We start from the raw sequence: 18,540 nt of genomic DNA on the forward strand, positions 1-18,540 counted from the left end.
CCCTCTTCGCCATGCAGTTCAGGACTCGGGCAGGCGGCAGCACCCGTCGGAGGGCGTCGCGCCCGACTCGGCACACGTTATCGACAATCGTTTTCATTGTCATCCAGAGGGCCGGAACTCTCCGCGTGCCAAAGGTGCGTTCAAGGAAGAAGGGGCGCGTGGTTCCGGATCACGCGGGCCCGCCGGGCGACGACGCGAGACCATCCGGCCCGGTGCGCCCGCCCCGCCCGGCGCGCCGGCCCGGCTCGGTTCACGGCGGCAGGCCGGGCCTCGGCGGTTGCGGGCCGGCGGGGACCGGTGTTGATTCGAAGTAGCCGTACGCGCGACCGCCCGCTTCCCCGATCAGGGGGTGAACCCCCGTGCTGTTCGCCGACCGCGCCGACGCGGGACAACAGCTGGCCGAGGCCCTGCGCCCACTGGCGACGAGCGACCCCGTCGTGCTGGGCCTGCCACGTGGCGGAGTGCCCGTTGCCTACCGCGTCGCCCGGGAACTCGGCGCCCCGCTCGACGTGATCGTGGTGCGCAAGCTCGGCGTGCCGTACCACCCGGAGCTGGGATTCGGTGCGATCGGCGAGGGCGGTGTCCGGGTCATCAGCGAGGACATCATGCGCCGCGGCCGGGTGTCGCAGGAGGATGCCGCCGCGGTCGAGCGCGCCGAGGAGGCAGAGCTGCACCGGCGGGCGGAGGCGTTCCGGGGCGGCCGGCCACGGCTCCCGCTGACAGGGCGCACCGTGATCGTCGTCGACGACGGGATCGCGACCGGCGCGACCGCCCTGGCGGCGTGCGAGGTGGCCCGGGCCCAGGGCGCGGCGCACGTGGTGCTGGCGGTCCCGGTGGCGCCGCCGGACGCCGCGGAACGGCTGGGCGGACAGGTCGACGAGCTGGTCTGCCTGTCGGCACCGTACGGCTTCTCCGCCGTGGGCGAGTGGTACCGCGACTTCGGCCAGACCCCGGACGAGGAGGTCGTCTCGCTGCTGGCCCGGGCCGCCGCTCCCGACTCGCCCCGGGCCGGCGTCGAGGTGGCGGTGGAAGCGGGCGGCGTGGTGCTGCCGGGTGCGCTCACCGAGCCGGGGGACGCCGGGGCTCTCGTCGTGTTCGCCCACGGCTCCGGCAGCAGCCGGCACAGCCCCCGCAACCGCACGGTGGCCGAGGTTCTGCACCGGGCGGGACTCGGCACTCTGCTGTTCGACCTGCTTACCCCCGCGGAGGAGTCCGATCGCGCCAACGTCTTCGACATCGACACCCTGGCAGGGCGGCTGGTGGACGCCACCGCCTGGGTTCAGCGCCGCGTCCCGGCCCCCGTCGGCGTCTTCGGTGCGAGCACCGGGGCCGCGGCGGCGCTGCGGGCCGCCGCGGCCGTCGGCACAGGGGACGGTGCGGGGATCGGCGCCGTCGTCTCCCGGGGCGGACGGCCCGATCTCGCGGGCGACCGCCTCGGCGACGTACGCGCCCCGACGCTCCTCATCGTGGGCGGCGACGACCCCCGGGTCCTGGAGCTGAACCAGCAGGCGCAGACCGCGCTGCGCTGCGAGAACCGGCTCGACGTCATCACCGGTGCCACGCATCTCTTCGAGGAGCCGGGCACGCTGGACGAGGTCGCCGAGCTGGCACGGGAGTGGTTCACGGGGCACCTGGCTGCGCGAGCCACCTGAGCCGGGTCATCCGGCTGCGCGAAAGGGCCTGAGACGGGGTCATCCGGCTGCGCGGGCGGTTTCCCTGATCGCCGAGCAACCCCCGGCGCGCATTCGCCGTCTTGATCCACAAGAAGGCGGCACACCGCACACGACCGACCTCGAACCGACCCCCCACGAGCGCAGGGGCCCGACCGCCATGCCTCTATACACATCATGTATACATAGAGCGTATAGCTATCGCCGTCGGACCGCCCCGCAGCACGCGAAAGGCTCCCATGCACAGCAAAGCTATGGCGCCCGAGTACCAGGGCGCCCTCACCAAGATGTCCGTGAACGCATCCCTCACGGACGTACTGGCCGAGGGAGAACGCCACCTGAAGAAGGCGGAACTCGCCGGCTCCCCCCAGGAAGTGGCCCGCACCGGGCTCGCGGTGGCCGAGGCCCACCGCAGGCTGGGGCACGTGCGGGACGCCGACCGGGCCTGGAAGGCCAGCTACCGGGCCGCCCGGTCGGCCGGCGACACGGGAGCTATGGCCTGGGCCCTGTGGAGCGGCGGGACACTGGCCCGTCAGCGCGGCCGACTGCGGCTCGCCTTCCGCCTGTTGCGGCTGGCGGCGGACCTGGGGAAGGCGGGCGGGGACGTGGTCGCGCGCGGCTACTCGCTGGCCGGCCTCGCGGAGACCGGGCGCATCCAGGGCGACTACCGGACCGTGGCCGCGCTGCACGAGCAGCTCCTCGCCGAGGCGCGTGCGCGCGGTGAGGCCCGCCACACCGTCTGGGCCCTGGAGGGCATCGCCCAGATCCACCGCAACACGGGATCGTTCGACACCGCTCTGGCGATGTTCGAGGAGGCGGCCCAGCTGGCCGCGGACGCCGACGACCGGCGCGGGCGGGCGTGGGCGCTGCGCGGGATGGCCGACATCATCTCCGTACGGGACAACGACCCGGAACGCGCACTCGGTCTGCTCGCCGAGGCGGAGCTCACCTGCCGTGCGATGAAGTTGTCCAGCGCTCTCGCGTACAACCACAAGATGCGCGCCAACGTGCTCTACCGCGCCGGGCGGTACGAGGAGGCCCGGTCGGTGTACGCGGAGGCGCTGGCGGAGTTCCGTGCGATGACCGAGCCCCGGGGCGAGGCGCTGGCCCGGCTCGGACTCGTGAAGTCGCTCGCCCGGCTCGGCCGCGACCGTGCCGGGACCGCCGCGGAGCTGGACGAACTGCGCGGCGCGCTGGACCGGATCGGCCTGCTCAACGCCCGTGACATGGTCGACAAGGCGTACGAGGAGCTCGGCGTGGCACCGGCCGACGACGTGGACGTGGCCAAGGGCGCCGCGGCCCCGGCGGGCGGCCGACGGTGACGCCTCCCATGGTCCAGCGGGCCGACGCGCCACGGATACTCGCCCGTTGCCGCGACCTCGTCCGTCCCGCGCTCGGCCGTGCGGTCGGGCAGCTGCATCCGTGGCACGCCGAGATCGCCGCGTTCTCCCTCGGCTGGGACGGGACGGACGGCCGCGCGGCCCCCGGTGCGCAGGGCAAAGGTGTCCGGCAGGCGCTGGCCGTGCTCGGCGCGGAGGCCGTCGGCGCGAAGCCGGAGAGCGCGGTGCCCGGCGCGGTCGCCGTCGAGCTGATCCACACGTTCTCGCTGCTCCACGACGACATCATGGACGGCGACGAGACGCGCAGGCAGCGGGCCACCGCGTGGAAGGCCTACGGGACGGGGCCCGCCGTCCTCGCCGGGGACGCGCTGTTCGCACTCGCCGTGCAGACGCTCGCCGGAGCCCCGGGCGGCGCGTGTGTGCCGGCGGTCCGGCTGCTGGCCGGGACGCTCAACGACCTGGTCCGCGGTCAGGCCGACGACCTGCTCTTCGAGTCGCGGCCGTGGACCGGGCCCGATGCCGTGGAGCCGCGCGAGTACCGGCGGATGGCCGAGCAGAAGACGGGCGCGCTGCTGGGCTGCGCAACGGGTCTGGGCGCCGTCCTCGGCGGCGCCGGGCGCTCGGAGACCGATGCCCTCACGGCGGCGGGGCGTCATCTGGGCGTGGCGTTCCAGGCCGTGGACGACGTGCTCGGGATCTGGGGGAACCCGGAGGTCACGGGCAAGCCGGTCCACAGCGATCTGCGCCGCCGGAAGAAGACCTACCCCGTCCTCACCGCCCTCGCCACCGGTGGCCCGGCGGCTCTGCGACTGGGCGCGCTGCTGCGTACCGGCGAAGCACTCGACGACCGGGGCGCCCGCCGGGCGGCGGGGCTGATCGAGGAGGCCGGTGGCCGGGAGGCGGCCCTGGCCGAGGCGGACCGGCAGCTGGAGAGTGCCCGCGCGTGTCTGGAGAGCGTGACGCTGGCGCCGGACCCGCTGGGGGACCTCCTCGCACTGCTGCCGTACTTCGCCGAACGCGCCCTGTGACGCCCGGACGGCCGGAGGGGCGGGCAGGCGCCGCCCGCCGGCCGCGTACGGGGGCTCCGTGCGGGTGACCACCGCGCTCAGCGGTGCATCGACGCGCCCTTGAGGATTTTGTCGACGGCGTTGCGGGGCCCGTACACGGCCATCCCGACCAGGTCCATCCCGTCCCGCCGCACCGCGCGGACGGCGGCCCGGTTGTCCCGGTCGTTGCCCGTCGCGAAGAGGTCGGAGGTGAACACCGACAGGGTCACGCCCCGGCTGACAGCCCGGGTGTGCGCAGTCGTCAGGAGTTCCTTCGGACCTTCGAAGACCATGACCGGCTGGCGGAACATCGGCAGATAGGGGGTGTCATCGGCGTCGGCGTACGGCTCGCCGACCACCTCGGGCACGGCCGTGCCGAGACCGCTGACCAGAAAGGCCGTCACGTTGAGCCGCTGCCAGGTCTCCAGGTCCTCCCGGAGCAGCACGGCGATCTTGGTGTCGAAGCGGATGGGGGCGACTTCTTCTGTCATGGGACCGAGTCTGCCGGGCCGCGCACCGCCCCGTCTTGTACGAAATTTGCACGGCGGCCTCCGCGGCCCGGGCCGGCGGGCCGGGCGTACGATCGCTTCATGGCTGCACGTCCGGACATCACCGCGTGGCGTCCGTCGGTGGCGGGAATCGACGAGGTCTTCCACGCCCATTTCACCGACCACACCTACCCGATGCACACGCACGACGCCTGGACGCTGCTCATCGTGGACGAGGGCATGGTCCGCTATGACCTGGACCGCCACGAGCACGGAGTGCTCACCGACGTGGTGACCCTCCTGCCCCCGCACGTCCCGCACAACGGCGGCGCCGCCACCGCCGCCGGGTTCCGCAAGCGCGTCCTGTACCTCGACGTCGCCCAGGTCGACGAGGAACTCATCGGCATGGCCGTCGACCGGCCCGTCCTCCACGATCCGGCTCTGCGCCGGGGGATCGACCGCCTGCACACGACGCTCGCCGGACCGGGCGACGAACTGGAGGCGGCAAGCCGTCTCGCCCTGGTCGCCGAACGCCTCGACCTGCACCTGCGCAGCCGACCGGAGCCCGTACGGCACGTCCACGACCGCAGGATCGCGCACCGGTTGCGGGACCTGCTCGACGAGAGGTTCGTGGAGGGCATCACGCTCCAGGAGGCCGCGCTGCGGCTGCATGCCCATCACGCCCACCTGGTGCGGGCCTTCGGCCGGGAGTTCGGCATGGCCCCCCACCAGTACGTGACGGGCCGCCGCGTCGATCTCGCACGCGGGCTGCTGCTCCAGGGGTTCCCGGCGTCGGACGTGGCGAGCGCTGTGGGTTTCTACGACCAGTCCCATCTGACACGTCACTTCAAGCGGGTCGTGGGCACCGGTCCGGGGCATTACGCCCGCACCCGCGGCACGGCCGCCCGTCCTGCCGCGTGACCGTCCGGCCGCGGCGCTCGTTCCCCTGCCGGTAGCGGGGCCGGGCCCTCCCTCTTACGAGGAGAGCTGTTCGCGCACCCATGCGGGGTCCGGGTTGACGTGGGGCCGGCCCGCGACGAGGACGGTCGGCACGGTCTCGTTGCCCTCGTTGGCTGCCCTGACGACCGCCGCACCCTCCGGATCACGCCAGATGTCGACCCAGTGCAACCGGCGGGCGCTACGGCCCAGCCGGAAGCGCAGTCGCAGACAGTACGTGCAGCCCGAGCGCCAGAAGACGACCGGCCGGCCGTCGACCGCGCTGCGGCGCTGCGCCTCCAGCGCACCGATGGACCTCGGGAAGGCGAGAGGGGAGTTCACGCCTGCGAGCAGCACGAACAGCACCAGGAGTGCTGCTGCCTCCCAGGGGCTTCCCCCGAGGAGAACCCCGGTCGCGACGAATGAGCCGCAGAGCACGAACAGCACCGGCAGAATCCACGCACGCATCATGACGCCGCAGGCTATCGGCGGTGCGAAGTGGGCGTCGCACCAGGGCCCGCTCGGCGCGCCACGCCCCGGACAGCGAACGGCCGGCACCGGACCGCCCCGGCGCCCGGGAGCCGCTCGCCGAGGCCCCCTACCGGCGTTCCAGGCAGCCCCGGACGAAAGCCGCCTGGCCGGCGTGCTGGAGGTCGTCCGACAGGACGCTGACCAGGCGGACGCCCAGGGTGACCGGCGGCGACCAGGCCTCGTCGACGACGCGGTCGAGCGCCTCGGCGTCGAGGCCCTGGACGAACGCGGCCGACCGTGCGTGCACGGCGTCGTAGTACCCGAGCAGCAGTTCCGCCGAGGCGACCCGCACCGCGCCGACCTGCTTGCTGCTGTGTCCGTACCCCGTGGCGGCCTTGGCGACGGGCAGATCGAAGCGTGCGGCCCAGTCCTCGGTGAACCAGACCTGTTCGGTGCCCGCCGCGTCCGCGAAGTGATCGTCCTGGACGCGGGTCAGATGCCAGACCAGCCAGGCGATCGAGTTCGCCCCCTCGTCCAGGCGGGCGTTCAGGTCATCGGGCTCCAGGCCCTCGACGGCCGCGTGCACGGTCTCCTTGATGCGGGCGTATCCATCGGTCAGGACATCTGCGACGTTCATGCCCTCACCTTGGCCGCTCCCCCGCCCGCGTCCTGCCACCGACACGCCACGCGGCGAGCGGCGGGCGCCGCTGAGGGCGAGGCCGGTCCTACGGCACGAGGCTCGCGGACTCCACCGGCCGCTCCGCGCGCCCGCCGATTCCGGCCGCCCGGGCGGCGGAGTGCAGGGAGCGCAGTGCGAGCAGCAGGAAGCCGATGTCGTCGAGGTAGACGGGGTCCGGCAGCAGGTCGACGGGCGACACGGTGTAGATCACCGCGGCCCAGACCAGCGCCTTGTCGCGCAGCGGGATCCCGGCGTCGGCCAGCAGTTTCCTGGCGCGCAGTACCCGCAGCAGAAGGAATCCGGCCACGCCCACGGTGAGCAGCACGAGTGCCGCGCCGATGACGATCCAAGCCGTGGTGTCCATGTCTCATGTGTACCCGCCGGCCGGAGAAACACGCAGTCGGAGGCTGCCCGCCCCGTGTGACGATGTCCTCGCCGCTATCGGGAATCCTTGGCCTGCCTGCGGGAGCGGCGCTTGAGCGCGCGTCGCTCGTTCTCGCCGAGGCCGCCCCACACACCGGCGTCCTGGCCGTTCTCCAGGGCCCACCGCAGGCATTGCTCCCTTACGGGACAGCCCTGGCACACCGCCTTGGCGTCCTCGGTCTGCACCAGTGCGGGCCCGGTGCTCCCGATGGGGAAGAACAGGTCGGGGTCCTCGTCGCGGCAGGCCGCGTGCGTGCGCCAGTTCTCCATGCTGGTCTCCATGCTGTCTCGCCCTCCTGAGGGTCGTGTTCGTCCGTTCCGCTCCGTACGCTGCGGGTGACCGCTCTCGGGCGAGCGAAACCCCCTGCGGCACACGGTCTCCGGCCGTCGAAGCTGCGGGAGTGGTGGCTCCGGGGCGACCATGGGAGACAGCGGACCGCGTCCGGGCGCGGTGACTGCATGGGAAGGATCGTCCGTGGGCGGCACTGATGACATGCGGACCGGCTGGGGCGGCGCGCGCCGGGAGGGCGTGCACCGGTCACCCGAGGGGGGCCTGCTGGACGTCCTCGGGGTGGGCGCCATGGTGCTGGACACCGACGGACGCATCGTGCTGTGGAGCCCGCAGGCGGAACAGTTGCTCGGTTACACGGCCGAGGAGGCGCTCGGCCGGTTCGCCGCCCGGGTGCTGGTGGACGAGGAGCACTTCGAGCTGGTGCTGAGGCTGTTCACCGAGGTGATGAACAGTGGTGAGGCGTGGGCGGGTGTCTTTCCCGTACGGCACAAGGACGGCACCTCCCGGCTGCTGGAGTTCCGCAACATGAGGCTGCAGGACGACCGCGGCGCCTTGTACGCGCTGGGACTGGCGGCGGACGGGGAGACGCTGCGTGAGGTCGAACGCGACCTCGCGCTGTCGGTGCGCCTGGTCGACCAGTCCCCGATCGGTCTGGCGGTCCTCGGCCACGACCTGCGCTATCTGGCCGCGAATCCCGCGCTGGAGCGGATGGACGGGCTGAGTGCCGGTGCCCACCTGGGCCGCCGGGTGGGTGAGGCCTTGCCGTTCCTGGGGTCCGACACCTTCGAGTCGGCGATGCGCGAGGTCCTCAGGAGCGGTGTGCCGCAGGTGTCGCACGAGGTGGTGGGCCGCACACCGGCCGATCCGGCCACCGACCGTGCCTGGAGTGTGTCGCTGTACCGGCTGGACGATTCCGGGGGCCGGGTGCTCGGGATCGCCGTACAGCTGATCGATGTGACCGACCGCTACCGGGCGGCCGCGGAGGCGGAGCGCGCCCGGCACCGCCTGGCGCTGGTAGCCGATGCCTCGGTGCGGATCGGCACCACGCTGGATCTGGAGCGGACGGCCCGGGAACTGGCCGAGGTCACCGTGCCGGAGCTGGCCGACGTCGCCGCCGTCGATGTCCTGGACAGTGTGCTGAAGGGGCGCCCCGGCCTGACCGAGGGGCCGCTCCTCATCCAGGCCCTGGCCCTCGTCGCGGCACGGCCGAACCCCGTGGTGCAGGCGGCGGATCCGCCGGGCCATGCCGCCCGGTACGGCGCCGACCGGCTGATCACCCGCTGTGTGCGGACCGCGCGGCCGGTCCGGGAGCCGTACCTGGACGCGGGGATACTCGCGCACATAGCCCGTGACAGCCGTTCGGCCGCGCTGCTCGCGCAGGCGGGTGCGCATTCGTACCTGGCGGTGCCGTTGATCGCGCGCGGTGAGGTCCTGGGCGCGATCGACCTCATACGGACGGACAATCCGCTGCCGTTCACCGAGGACGACGAACTGATGGCGTGCGAGCTGGCCGCCCGTGCGGCGATCAGCATCGACAACGCGCGGCTGTACCGGCAGCAGCGGGAGACCGCGCTCACCCTCCAGCGCAGCATGCTGCCGCGCGAACACCACGATCCGGTGGGTCTGGAGGTGGCGTCCCGCTACCAGCCGGCCGCCTCGCGGTACGAGGTCGGCGGGGACTGGTTCGACGTCATCGGGCTGCGGCAGGAACGGACAGCGCTGGTGGTGGGCGACGTGATGGGCAGCGGCATCAACGCGGCGACCACGATGGGGCGGCTGCGCACCGCCACCCAGACCCTGTCCAGGCTCGGCCTCCAGCCCGCCGAGGTGCTGGGGCACCTCGACGAGATCACCGCCGATCTGGACCCGGCGTTCGCCACGTGCGTGTACGCCGTGTACGACCCGGCCACCGGCCTGTGCCGGGTGAGTACCGCGGGTCATCTCCCGCCGGTGCTGATCCCTCTGGACGGGGCGCCGAGACTGCTCGATCTGCCGCCCGGGGCGCCCCTGGGCGTGGGCGGTGTGCCCTTCAGCGACGTCACCGTGCCGCTGGGGCCCGGCGATCGGCTCGTGCTGTACACGGACGGACTGGTGGAGACCCGGGACGACGACATCGACAGCCGGCTGGACACTCTGCTCGGGCTGCTGCGCGAGCCGGAAGCGTCCCTGGAGGAGTTCTGCGACCGGCTGCTGCGCGAGGTGCGGGCCCCCCAGAACCTCGACGACGTGGCCCTGCTGGTGGCCCGGGTGCGCGGCTGACGCCGGGGCGGTGGCACGGAGCCCGTGCCACCGCCCCGGAGCTGTCGTCCTCGTCCCGGTGGGTCAGCGTGCGCATCCGCGGTGGCGTCGGCAACGGTGCGCGACCGCGCCGGCCCGGCGGGTGCCCGCGCCCAGGAAGCCCAGCCCGATGCCCAACATCCAGGAGTCCTTGGCCAGCGGGACACCGTCCTGGGTCGGCCGCACACTGCCCGGTTCACGCATGCCCGGCGCCCTCAGATACAGACCGACCAGCCCGCCGGAGAACCCCACGAGGGCGAGCCCGGCAAGCCTGGTCGGGACGAACGGGACGAGCAGGCTGCTGCCGACCGCGATCTCGGACCAGGCCAGCAGCCGGGTGAACCGATCGGGCTCGATCTTCCTGAGGAACGGGTAGGCGGTGCTCGCCATGCCGTGCAGGCCCTGCTGGGTCGCTTCGTCCGCCTTGAGCTTGGCCAGGCCGGAATTGAGGATGAACGCGCCGGTGGCGATGCGCGGCGGGTAGTCGCGCGGTTCGGGCAGCGGCAGCATGGGTGCCTCCCTGTGTCAGGTCGTCGGCCCCTGATCGAGCATAGCCAGCGGGCATCCCGGACGCGCGCAGAGATCGGCCGCCCGGACCGCTCGTCTCACAGGGTTCTGCGCAGCACCTCGGCGAATTCCGCGGGCTGCACCATGAAGCCGCCGTGGTCGCCGGGGAACTCGACCGCCGGGGTGCCGAGGAGACCGGCGAGCGCCGTGGTGGTCCGGGACGTCAGCAGATCACCGGAGGCGGCGCCGATCCCGGCGACCACGCGGGCGGGTCCGGCCGTGAGTGCGGCGGTGTCCGGCACGTAGCGGGTCGTCCCGCGGAGTTCGTGGCCGAAGAAGCGCGCCGCGCCGGCGAGGTCCCGCGCCGAGGGCTCGCCCCGGTCGGGTCCCTGCGCGTCGCCCGGATCGCCGCCGTCCCCGTCCCCGGTGTCGAACCCGGCCCTGGCCATGAACTTCGCCCATGCCGCGCCCGGACCCTCCCGGTGGAAGGTCTCGACGAGGTCGTCGACGCCCGCGCGTTGCTCGGCCGCGTCGGGGAGGAGCTCCAGCAGCGGGGGTTCGTGGGCGACGAGGGTCCGTACCCGGGCGGGGTGCCGTGCGACGAGCGCCAGTCCGGTCACAGCGCCCCCGCTGGAGCCGAAGACGTCGGCGGACCGCGCCCCGAGGTCGTCGAGGATCGCGACGAGGTCGTCGGCCCGCAGTTCGGGCGTGGAGTCCTGCTCGATGTCGTCGAGGGTGCTGCGCGAGACGCCGCGGGGGTCGTGGGTGACGACGGTGTACGTGTCGCGGAGGGCGTCCGCCAGCGGGGCGAAGGCCGGGGCGTCCATCGGCGAGCCGGTGACGACGAGGACGGGCCCGGTGCCGCGGAGCTCGTAGTACAGGATCCCGCCGGGAACGCCGATCGTGTGGGTGGTGGTCATGGCAGGCCGTCCTTCGCTTGGGGTCGTCCGCGTTCGCGGTGACACCAGTGGGGACTGCGTCCACGGCCGGAACTCATCGCCCGCATGGGGCCAGGACGGGACAGCCACCCTCACGGAGGATCGGCCATACTGATCACGGCGGGAATCGAGAGGCGGCACAGTGGTCCAACAACTAACGGAATACGACGTCTTGGTGGTCGGCGGCAGCGGGGTGGACACGATCGTCCGCGTCGACGCCCTGCCGGTCCCGCTCGCCGACTCGGTGATGGTCGGCCCGATCGAGGAGTGGCCGGGTCACACCGGCGGCAACGTGGCCCTCGGCGCCCGTGCACTGGGGCTGGACGTCGCGCTGCTCGACTGCATCGGCGACGACTGGACCGGGGCGCAGGTGCGCGAGCGGCTGGCCAAGGGCGATGTGGAGTTCCATCCGCTGATCTCGGCGGCGGGCACACGCCGGGCGGTGAACCTGGTGGACGCGACGGGCCGGCGGATGTCGTTCTACGACGCCCGCGATCCGGAGGACCTGCGCATGCCGCAGGAATTCTATCTCCCCCGGCTGCGGCGCGCCCGCCATGTGCATCTGTCCATCATGAACTTCACGCGCTTCCTCTACGACGACATCGAGGCCCTCGGTGTTCCGGTCTCGACCGATCTGCACGACTGGGACGGACTGGCCGACCATCAGCGGGAGTTCGCGCTCCGGTCCGACGTCGTGTTCTTCAGCGCGGCGGCGACGGGTGACCGCACGCCCGCGCTGATGCGGGAGATCCTGCGTGAGGGCCGCGCCGGGACCGTGGTCGCCACGGCGGGTGCGGAGGGCTCCTACGTCCTGACCCGCGACGGCGGCCCGCAGCCGCTCCACGTACCGGCGACCGTGCCACCCGCGCCGGTGGTCGACAGCAACGGCGCGGGCGACGCGTTCGTCACGGGTTTCCTGTACGGGACGCTGGAGGGCCGGGACGCGCTCGCCTCCGCCCGATTGGGCGCGGTGGCCGGAGCGTTCGCCTGTACGGCGCCGGGCTCCACCGCCATGATCGGCCGGGAGGGCCTGCTGGCCGGTGACGGCGGCTCGTAGCCGCCCCCACGAGTCACGACCGCGCCCCGGCGGGCCGGATGGGTCCGGTCCGCCGGGGCGCAGGCCCAACTGGGCAAGTCCCGCTACAACACTCCTACTTCAGGTAGGGGCCCGCGGTACCGATCATGCCCGGCCCGTTCAGCACGTAGACGCGCATGTTGCCCTTGCCCGGGGCGGCGACGGTGAGCTTTCCGTCGGTGACGACCCGCGTGTCGCCGGTGACGGCGTCCTTGTACGTACCGTTCGGAATCCCGGTGTACGAGGCTCCGCCCGTCACGGTGACCAGTGCGAAGCTGTCCGTCGTGCCGCTCGTGTAGCGGCGCTTGTACGCCATCTGGCCGCTGATGCCCTCGGTGGAGTACTGGCCCATCTGCAGGGCGGGCACGGCCCGGCGGATCCGGTTGAGCCGCTGAACGTGCTTGACCAGGGGCTTGGCCAGGGTGTTGGCGACCTCACCGCTGGCGGAGTCGACCTTGGAGAACTCCGAGGACGTGACGTTCCCCGCGAGGTGGTCCCCGTAGTAGGCGCGCCCGGTCGTGGCCAGCGGGCAGGTCGGGCCGCAGTCGATCCGCTTGCCGGCCTGGAACTCGATCTCCGATCCGTAGTAGAGGGTGGGGATGCCACGGAACGTCCACATCAGGGCCATGTTCTCGGCCCAGGCGTCGGTGCCGCCCGTGTAGCGCTCGCTGCTCTTGTTCGGGCCGTAGTCGTGGCTGTCGACGTAGACGACGTTGTAGGTGGCGTCGTTGGTCGAGTCGTCGGAGTCCTTGCCGTTGTTGTAGGCGTTCGTGGCATCACCGAAGTTCATGTGCATGCGCATGTCGATGATGTTCATGCCGGAGAACTTGCTGTGGTCCGGTACGTGGTACGTGTTGCCGTTCAGGAACGCGTTGTCCGAGGTCGGCTGCGCACCGGTGCCGAGCTGCTCCTCGTAGTCGTACATCTCCAGCGCGGCCTTGGCGTCGTCGGCGGCGTACTCCTTGCGTTCCTTCCAGGTGAAGAACTGCGCGGAGTGGTTGACCGAACCCCGGTTCCATTTGTCGTTGACGAACGCCCCGACCTCGCCGAAGACCAGGAAGTTCTTCGCGGCCTCGGCGCCGAACTGCTGGGTGACCCGCTCCTGGATCGCGGGCAGGAAGCGGCGGTTCCAGGTGGTGCGGGGGATGTGGACAGCCGTGTCGACGCGGAATCCGTCGACGCCCATGTCGATGTACTTGTTGTAGGCGCCGATCAGGTAGTTCTGGACCGGCGCGGACTCGGTGTTGAAGTCGGCCAGGTCCTCGTGCAGCCAGCACGAGCGGGAGTCCTCGCCCTCCCAGTTGCCCAGCCAGCAGTTGTGGTAGTACTCCTTCGGGAACATGCCCGACGTCGGGTTGGGCCACTGGCAGTTGTAGATCTTGTAGCCCTCGGGCGAGGTGGCCCCGGTCGGCTTGCCCCAGTTGAGACAGGTGTTGCCCGCGGGTTCGGCCGTGGACCACAGATCGCCGTTGTAGTACGACTTTCCGCTCTTGGGGTCGACGGTGAGTCCGTCGTACTCGAAGCCTTCGTTCTTCTCGTCGTAGTACCAGCTCCACTGGCTGTCCCGGACCCCGTAGACGGTCGGGGTGTACAGGCCCTTGGCGCCCCAGCGCGAGGAGTGGTTGTAGACGACGTCCTGGTAGATCTTGACGCCCTTGGCGTGGGCCGCGTTGATCAGGTCCTGGTACGAGGCTCCGGCGGACTCCAGTCGGGGGTCGACCTTGTAGAAGTCGTAGCCGTGGTAGCCGTGGTAGTCGTAGTCGGAGCGGTTCAGGACGACCGGGGTGATCCAGATGGCCGAGAAGCCGAGCCCCTTGATGTAGTCGAGCTTGTTGACCAGACCCTTGAAGTCACCCCGGAACATGGGATCGTTGTTGGCCGCGTTGCCGGACTTCACGTCCTGGCTGCCGCCCCGGTTGTTGGTCGCGTCCCCGTCGTTGAAGCGGGCGGTGAGGACGAAGTAGATCGGATCCTTGCGCGGGTCGGTGCCCAGCGGCCTGCCCTGGGCGGCCGACGGCGGCTTGACACCCGTCGTCGCCTTCGCGGGGGTGGACGCCGCGGAGGTGTTGCCCGCCGCGTCGACCGCCTTGACGGTGTAGGCGTAGGCGGTGTTCTCCTCGAGGTTCGACTCGGAGAGCACCGTCGAGCTCACGTCGGTGACGACGCTGCCCTTGGCGCCTCCGGTCCGGGTGACCTGGTACTTGGTCACCTTCCTGTTGTCGGAGGAGGGTTCCCAGGTGAGGACGACGGCCACCCCGTCGGCCTTGGCCGTCACCTGGGTGGGCACGGTCGGCGCCTCGGTGTCCGGGGGCTCGGCGACGCACGGGTCCTCGGCGTCCTTGACGACCACGCGGTCCTTCACGGTGCTGACACCCGCGGGGATCGTGTAGTTGCCGCCGTTGTTGTTGTCCCAGATGCCGTTGCCGTTGTTGAACACGGCCTGCATCGAGGCGGCGTTGCCGAGGTCGACCGTCTTCTTCACCCAGCCGGTGCAGGCGGGCTCCATACCGACCCCGGGCACCGCGGTCCAGGAGCCGCCCGCGGGCTGGTAGTGCAGGTTGGTGGTCGTCCAGCCGACGGTGGCCGTCGAGTAGTACACCGAGGCGGTCCCCGCGCCCGGGTCGGGGCTCGGGCTGGGGTCCGGACCGGTTCCCGCACACGGGTCGCTGTGGGCCACGACCCCGTCCTTGACGGTGATGTTCCCGCTGCCCAGGTCGTAGTTGTTGCCGGCGTTGTTGTCCCAGACACCCGAGCCGTTGTTGAAGGTCGCCCGCAGCCCCTGCGCGGCGCCGAGCGGCACCGTCTTCTTGACCCAGTCGGTGCAGGCGCCCTCCATGGCCACGCCGGGCACCGCGGTCCAGGAGCCCCCGTCCGGGGCGTAATGCAGGTTGTAGGCGGTCCAGTTCTTCGTCTTGGTGTAGTAGAAGACGGTCGTGGAGGTCTCGGAGGCGGCGACGGGCTGCGCGCCGAGATCAGGGGTTCCGGGCAGCGCGGCGAACAGGCCGAGCACTGCTGCCGCGGCCGTGGCTGCCGCCAGGGGGCGTCTCAGCAGCCGGTGAGGGGTGCGTTTCATCGGTGTCTCCAGGGAAGGGCCACGACGACGGCGAAGCCGTGGCGTCCAGGACGCAGGAGTCGGGGACCTGCGCCGTCCCGCCGGAAACCCTGACGCGCCTCAAGGCCCTGACGATGGATGTGCGTGGGCGACTGAAACTCCAGCCGGAATGTTGCTGCAATCTCTTGCAGTTCGGAAAGTTACCGGCACATGACAAGGCCGTAAAGAGGTCCGGCGCTCTGCGGCGGGCTCTCCTCAAGCGGAGGATGGCGTTCAGGCCCGCCCGCCGCCCCTGCCGCCGCCGCTCAGAGCCGTACGGTCAACTGCGCCTGTACATGGGCGCGCAGCACGCCCGCCATGTCCGTCTCGCAGCCACTGAGGAGCCACTGCGTCTGGAGTCCGTCCATGAGTGCGATCAACTGCTGCGCCGCCTCATCGGGGGCGATCTCGTCCCGCAGGGCCCCCGCGTCGCGGGCTTCCGCGTAGGAGAGGGCGGTGGTCATGACCGAGTCGCGGTACCGCTCCACGAAGTAGCCGTGAGCGGGGTGGTCGGCGGAGGTGGCCTCGGCGGCGAGTACGGTGAACAGCTCGACGATCCCCCGCCGTTCGGCGTTCAGCGCCGCGAGGCCGATCAGCCGGCGCAGGCGGTCCACGCCCGTCGGACCGCCGACGGAGAGCCACTGGCCGTCCACGTCGTCGCGGTGTTCGAGGACCGCGAGCAGCAGCGACTCCTTCGTGGGGAAGTGGTGCAGCAGACCGGGGTGCGAGATGCCGCAGCGATTCGCGATCACGCGCAGCGAGGCACCCCGGTAGCCGGCCTCGCCGAACAGGCTCATGGCCTGGTCGAGGATCTCCACACGCTTGGCGCGGCCCTTCGCGTAGCCACGACGCGCCTCACCCGTCACTCGCCACTCTCCCCGGTCATGTCGGACGGCACTCCTGCGTACGGTCGCACACCCACATACTTACCACCCGGTCGGGATTCGGCGTACGGTGGTCCCCCAGAACGTCACCGACGTTGTGAAAGGAACTCCCGTGGGCTCCTCCCTGCCCTATCTCGACCCCGCCCTGTCCGTCCCGGAGCGCGTCGCCGACCTCGTCGGCCGGATGACGCTGCCGGAGAAGGTCGGGCAGATGCTCCAACTGAACGCGAAGGACGGGGTGCACGACCTCATCGAGGGGATGCACGCGGGATCGATCCTCCATGCCTCCCCCGACCGCGTCCTGGAGGCGGCGGCGCTCACCGGGCGGACCCGGCTGCGCATCCCCCTGCTCGTCGCGGAGGACTGCATCCACGGTCACTCGTTCTGGGAGGGGGCCACGATCTACCCCACTCAGCTCGGCATGGCGGCGACCTGGGACCCGGAGCTGGTGGAGCGCATCGCCCGGGCGACGGCCGTGGAGGTGGCCGCGACCGGGGTCCACTGGACGTTCTCGCCGGTCCTGTGCATCACGCGGGACCTGCGCTGGGGCCGGGTGAGCGAGACGTTCGGGGAGGACCCCTTCCTCATCGGCGAGCTCGCCTCGGCGATGGTGCGCGGTTACCAGGGCGACGGGCTGGACGATCCGACGGCGATCCTCGCGTGCGCCAAGCACTTCGCGGGGTACTCCGAGACCCAGGGCGGCCGGGATGCCAGCGAGGCCGACATCTCGCGCCGCAAACTGCGGTCGTGGTTCCTGCCGCCGTTCGAGCGCGTCGCCCGTGAGGGCTGCCGGTCGTTCATGCTCGGCTACCAGTCCATGGACGGGGTGCCGGTCACGGTCAACGACTGGCTGCTGAACGAGGTGCTGCGCGGCGAGTGGGGCTACACGGGGACGCTGGTGACCGACTGGGACAACGTCGGCCGCATGGTGTGGGAGCAACACGTGTACGCCGACCACACGCAGGCCGCCGCCGCCGCGGTCCGCGCGGGCAACGACATGGTGATGACGACACCGGCGTTCTTCGAAGGGGCACAGGAAGCGGTCGCCACCGGCAGCCTCGACGAGGCCGAGATCGATGCGGCGGTCCGGCGCATCCTCACCCTCAAGTTCGAGCTGGGCCTGTTCGAGAATCCGCGCCACCCGGACCGTGAGCGCCAGGCGGCGGTGATCGGCAGCGCGGACCATGCCGGGCTCAACCTCGAAGCGGCGCGCCGCTCACTGGTGCTGCTGACCAACGACGGGACGCTGCCGCTGGCCGGCGGGTTCGAGGCCGGTCCCGACGGCCGCGCGGTCGCGGGTGCCGGCTCCGCGCCGCGTACGGTCGCCGTCATCGGGCCCAACGCCGACGACGCGCAGACCCAGCTCGGTGACTGGGCGGGCTCGTCGGGCCAGGCGGACTGGCTCCCGGACGGGCATCCGCGCGCCATGATCCGTACCGTGCTGGACGGGTTCCGTGAGCATGTGCCGGACGGCTGGACCGTCACGCACGCCCGGGGCGCCGACATCCTGACGGTGGGGCCGGACCCGGAGGGCGCCTTCTTCCCCGACGGGCAGCCCCGGCCGGAGATCGTCGTCCCGGCGGAACCGTCCGAGGCCATGATCGCCGAGGCGGTCGCCGCGGCGCAGGCGGCGGACTACGTCGTCGCCGTCGTGGGTGACCGCATCGAACTCGTGGGTGAGGGCCGCTCCACGGCGACCCTGGAGCTGATCGGCGGCCAGGTCGCGCTGCTCGACGCGCTCGCCGCGACGGGCAAGCCACTCGTCGTGGTCGTCATCAGCTCGAAGCCGCTCGTCCTGCCGCCGTCCGCCCACCGCGCCGCGGCGATCGTGCACGCCTTCAACCCGGGGATGCTCGGCGGCCGGGCCGTCGCCGAACTCGCGCTCGGCCTCGTCGAGCCGTCCGGGCGGCTGCCCATCTCCTTCGCGCGTCATGCGGGGCAGCAGCCGACGTACTACAACCAGGTGCGCGGCCAGCACGGCACCCGCTACGCCGACCTGACGCAGCGCCCGGCGTTCGTCTTCGGCGAGGGCCTCAGCTACACGACGGTCTCCTACACGGATCTGGAGGTGCTCACCGACGTCCTCGGTCCGGGTGACACACTGCGGGCGCGTGTCACCGTCCGCAACGCCGGTGAGCGTCCCGCGCTGGAGACCGTGCAGGCCTACGTCAGCGACACGGTGACCTCCGTGACCTGGGCGGAGAAGGAGCTCAAGGCCTACCGTCAGGTGCCACTGGCTCCCGGCGAGGCGCGCGAGGTCCTCATCGACCTGCCGGTCGCCGAGTGCAGCCTCGTGGACGCCGGGGGCCGGCGGATCGTGGAACCGGGTGCGTTCGAGCTCCTCGTCGGTCCGTCGTCGCGCGACGCGGTCCTGCTGCGGGCCGGGTTCACGGTCAAGGGGTAGCCCAAGCGGGGCCCCGCAG

Annotated in this window: 16 protein-coding genes; 7 read left to right on the forward strand and 9 right to left on the reverse strand. The window is 71.7% G+C overall.

Annotated features, from left to right (window positions below; genetic code table 11):
* The first annotated feature begins 359 nt into the window (after positions 1–359).
* The 3 genes from ACFYPA_RS00925 to ACFYPA_RS00935 all read left to right on the forward strand — a co-directional run bounded on the left by ACFYPA_RS00925 (position 360) and on the right by ACFYPA_RS00935 (position 4,038).
* Positions 360–1,652, forward strand: a complete 1,293-nt coding sequence (locus ACFYPA_RS00925; RefSeq protein WP_389128573.1) for a phosphoribosyltransferase family protein — start codon at positions 360–362, stop codon at positions 1,650–1,652.
* Positions 1,653–1,909: 257 nt separating this feature from the next.
* Positions 1,910–2,992, forward strand: a complete 1,083-nt coding sequence (locus ACFYPA_RS00930) for a tetratricopeptide repeat protein (RefSeq protein ID WP_389128576.1) — start codon at positions 1,910–1,912, stop codon at positions 2,990–2,992.
* 8 nt (positions 2,993–3,000) lie between these two features.
* On the forward strand, positions 3,001–4,038 hold the full coding sequence (locus tag ACFYPA_RS00935) for a polyprenyl synthetase family protein (protein ID WP_359080094.1): 1,038 nt from the start codon (positions 3,001–3,003) through the stop codon (positions 4,036–4,038).
* A gap of 77 nt (positions 4,039–4,115) precedes the next feature.
* On the opposite strand, the gene ACFYPA_RS00940 is transcribed toward ACFYPA_RS00935, so the two are convergent.
* Positions 4,116–4,547, reverse strand: coding sequence for a DUF2000 domain-containing protein (locus ACFYPA_RS00940; RefSeq protein ID WP_359312083.1), 432 nt, complete (start codon positions 4,545–4,547; stop codon positions 4,116–4,118).
* 99 nt (positions 4,548–4,646) lie between these two features.
* Here ACFYPA_RS00940 and ACFYPA_RS00945 point away from each other — a divergent pair, with 99 nt between their 5' ends.
* Complete coding sequence (locus ACFYPA_RS00945; RefSeq protein ID WP_359312081.1) at positions 4,647–5,465, forward strand: AraC family transcriptional regulator; 819 nt, start codon at positions 4,647–4,649, stop codon at positions 5,463–5,465.
* A gap of 54 nt (positions 5,466–5,519) precedes the next feature.
* On the opposite strand, the gene ACFYPA_RS00950 is transcribed toward ACFYPA_RS00945, so the two are convergent.
* From ACFYPA_RS00950 to ACFYPA_RS00965, 4 genes are all read right to left on the reverse strand, one after another.
* Positions 5,520–5,951 (reverse strand): glutaredoxin domain-containing protein, encoded by a 432-nt coding sequence (locus ACFYPA_RS00950; RefSeq protein WP_359312077.1) that lies wholly within the window; start codon positions 5,949–5,951, stop codon positions 5,520–5,522.
* A gap of 127 nt (positions 5,952–6,078) precedes the next feature.
* A complete protein-coding gene (locus tag ACFYPA_RS00955; protein ID WP_359080086.1) occupies positions 6,079–6,588 on the reverse strand; it encodes a DUF664 domain-containing protein in 510 nt (169 codons plus the stop codon).
* A gap of 88 nt (positions 6,589–6,676) precedes the next feature.
* Positions 6,677–6,994 carry a DUF1232 domain-containing protein gene (locus ACFYPA_RS00960; RefSeq protein ID WP_359080084.1) on the reverse strand — a complete coding sequence of 106 codons (318 nt, stop codon included), beginning with the start codon at positions 6,992–6,994 and terminating at the stop codon, positions 6,677–6,679.
* A gap of 74 nt (positions 6,995–7,068) precedes the next feature.
* A complete protein-coding gene (locus ACFYPA_RS00965; protein WP_359312416.1) occupies positions 7,069–7,323 on the reverse strand; it encodes a WhiB family transcriptional regulator in 255 nt (84 codons plus the stop codon).
* A 223-nt stretch (positions 7,324–7,546) separates the two neighbouring features.
* On the opposite strand from ACFYPA_RS00965, the gene ACFYPA_RS00970 reads away from it, so the two are divergent.
* Entirely contained in the window at positions 7,547–9,604 is a 2,058-nt protein-coding gene (locus tag ACFYPA_RS00970) for a SpoIIE family protein phosphatase (protein ID WP_359080488.1), read from the forward strand.
* A gap of 63 nt (positions 9,605–9,667) precedes the next feature.
* Here ACFYPA_RS00970 and ACFYPA_RS00975 read toward each other — a convergent pair whose 3' ends face one another.
* Positions 9,668–10,132: a hypothetical protein gene (locus ACFYPA_RS00975; RefSeq protein WP_359312075.1), complete on the reverse strand. Its 465-nt coding sequence runs from the start codon at positions 10,130–10,132 to the stop codon at positions 9,668–9,670.
* A 95-nt stretch (positions 10,133–10,227) separates the two neighbouring features.
* Complete coding sequence (locus ACFYPA_RS00980; protein ID WP_359312072.1) at positions 10,228–11,049, reverse strand: alpha/beta hydrolase; 822 nt, start codon at positions 11,047–11,049, stop codon at positions 10,228–10,230.
* A 190-nt stretch (positions 11,050–11,239) separates the two neighbouring features.
* On the opposite strand from ACFYPA_RS00980, the gene ACFYPA_RS00985 reads away from it, so the two are divergent.
* Entirely contained in the window at positions 11,240–12,124 is an 885-nt protein-coding gene (locus ACFYPA_RS00985; protein ID WP_359312070.1) for a carbohydrate kinase family protein, read from the forward strand.
* A gap of 94 nt (positions 12,125–12,218) precedes the next feature.
* Here the strand turns inward: ACFYPA_RS00985 and ACFYPA_RS00990 are convergent, their stop codons facing one another.
* Together ACFYPA_RS00990 and ACFYPA_RS00995 are read right to left on the reverse strand one after the other, a co-directional pair.
* A complete protein-coding gene (locus ACFYPA_RS00990; RefSeq protein WP_359312068.1) occupies positions 12,219–15,215 on the reverse strand; it encodes a carbohydrate binding domain-containing protein in 2,997 nt (998 codons plus the stop codon).
* A gap of 284 nt (positions 15,216–15,499) precedes the next feature.
* On the reverse strand, positions 15,500–16,099 hold the full coding sequence (locus ACFYPA_RS00995) for a TetR/AcrR family transcriptional regulator (RefSeq protein WP_359312065.1): 600 nt from the start codon (positions 16,097–16,099) through the stop codon (positions 15,500–15,502).
* Positions 16,100–16,229: 130 nt separating this feature from the next.
* Here ACFYPA_RS00995 and ACFYPA_RS01000 point away from each other — a divergent pair, with 130 nt between their 5' ends.
* Positions 16,230–18,521: a glycoside hydrolase family 3 N-terminal domain-containing protein gene (locus ACFYPA_RS01000; protein WP_359080074.1), complete on the forward strand. Its 2,292-nt coding sequence runs from the start codon at positions 16,230–16,232 to the stop codon at positions 18,519–18,521.
* Positions 18,522–18,540: the final 19 nt, after the last annotated feature.

The sequence above is a fragment of the Streptomyces sp. NPDC005775 genome (assembly GCF_042871565.1).
Taxonomy (GTDB): domain Bacteria; phylum Actinomycetota; class Actinomycetes; order Streptomycetales; family Streptomycetaceae; genus Streptomyces.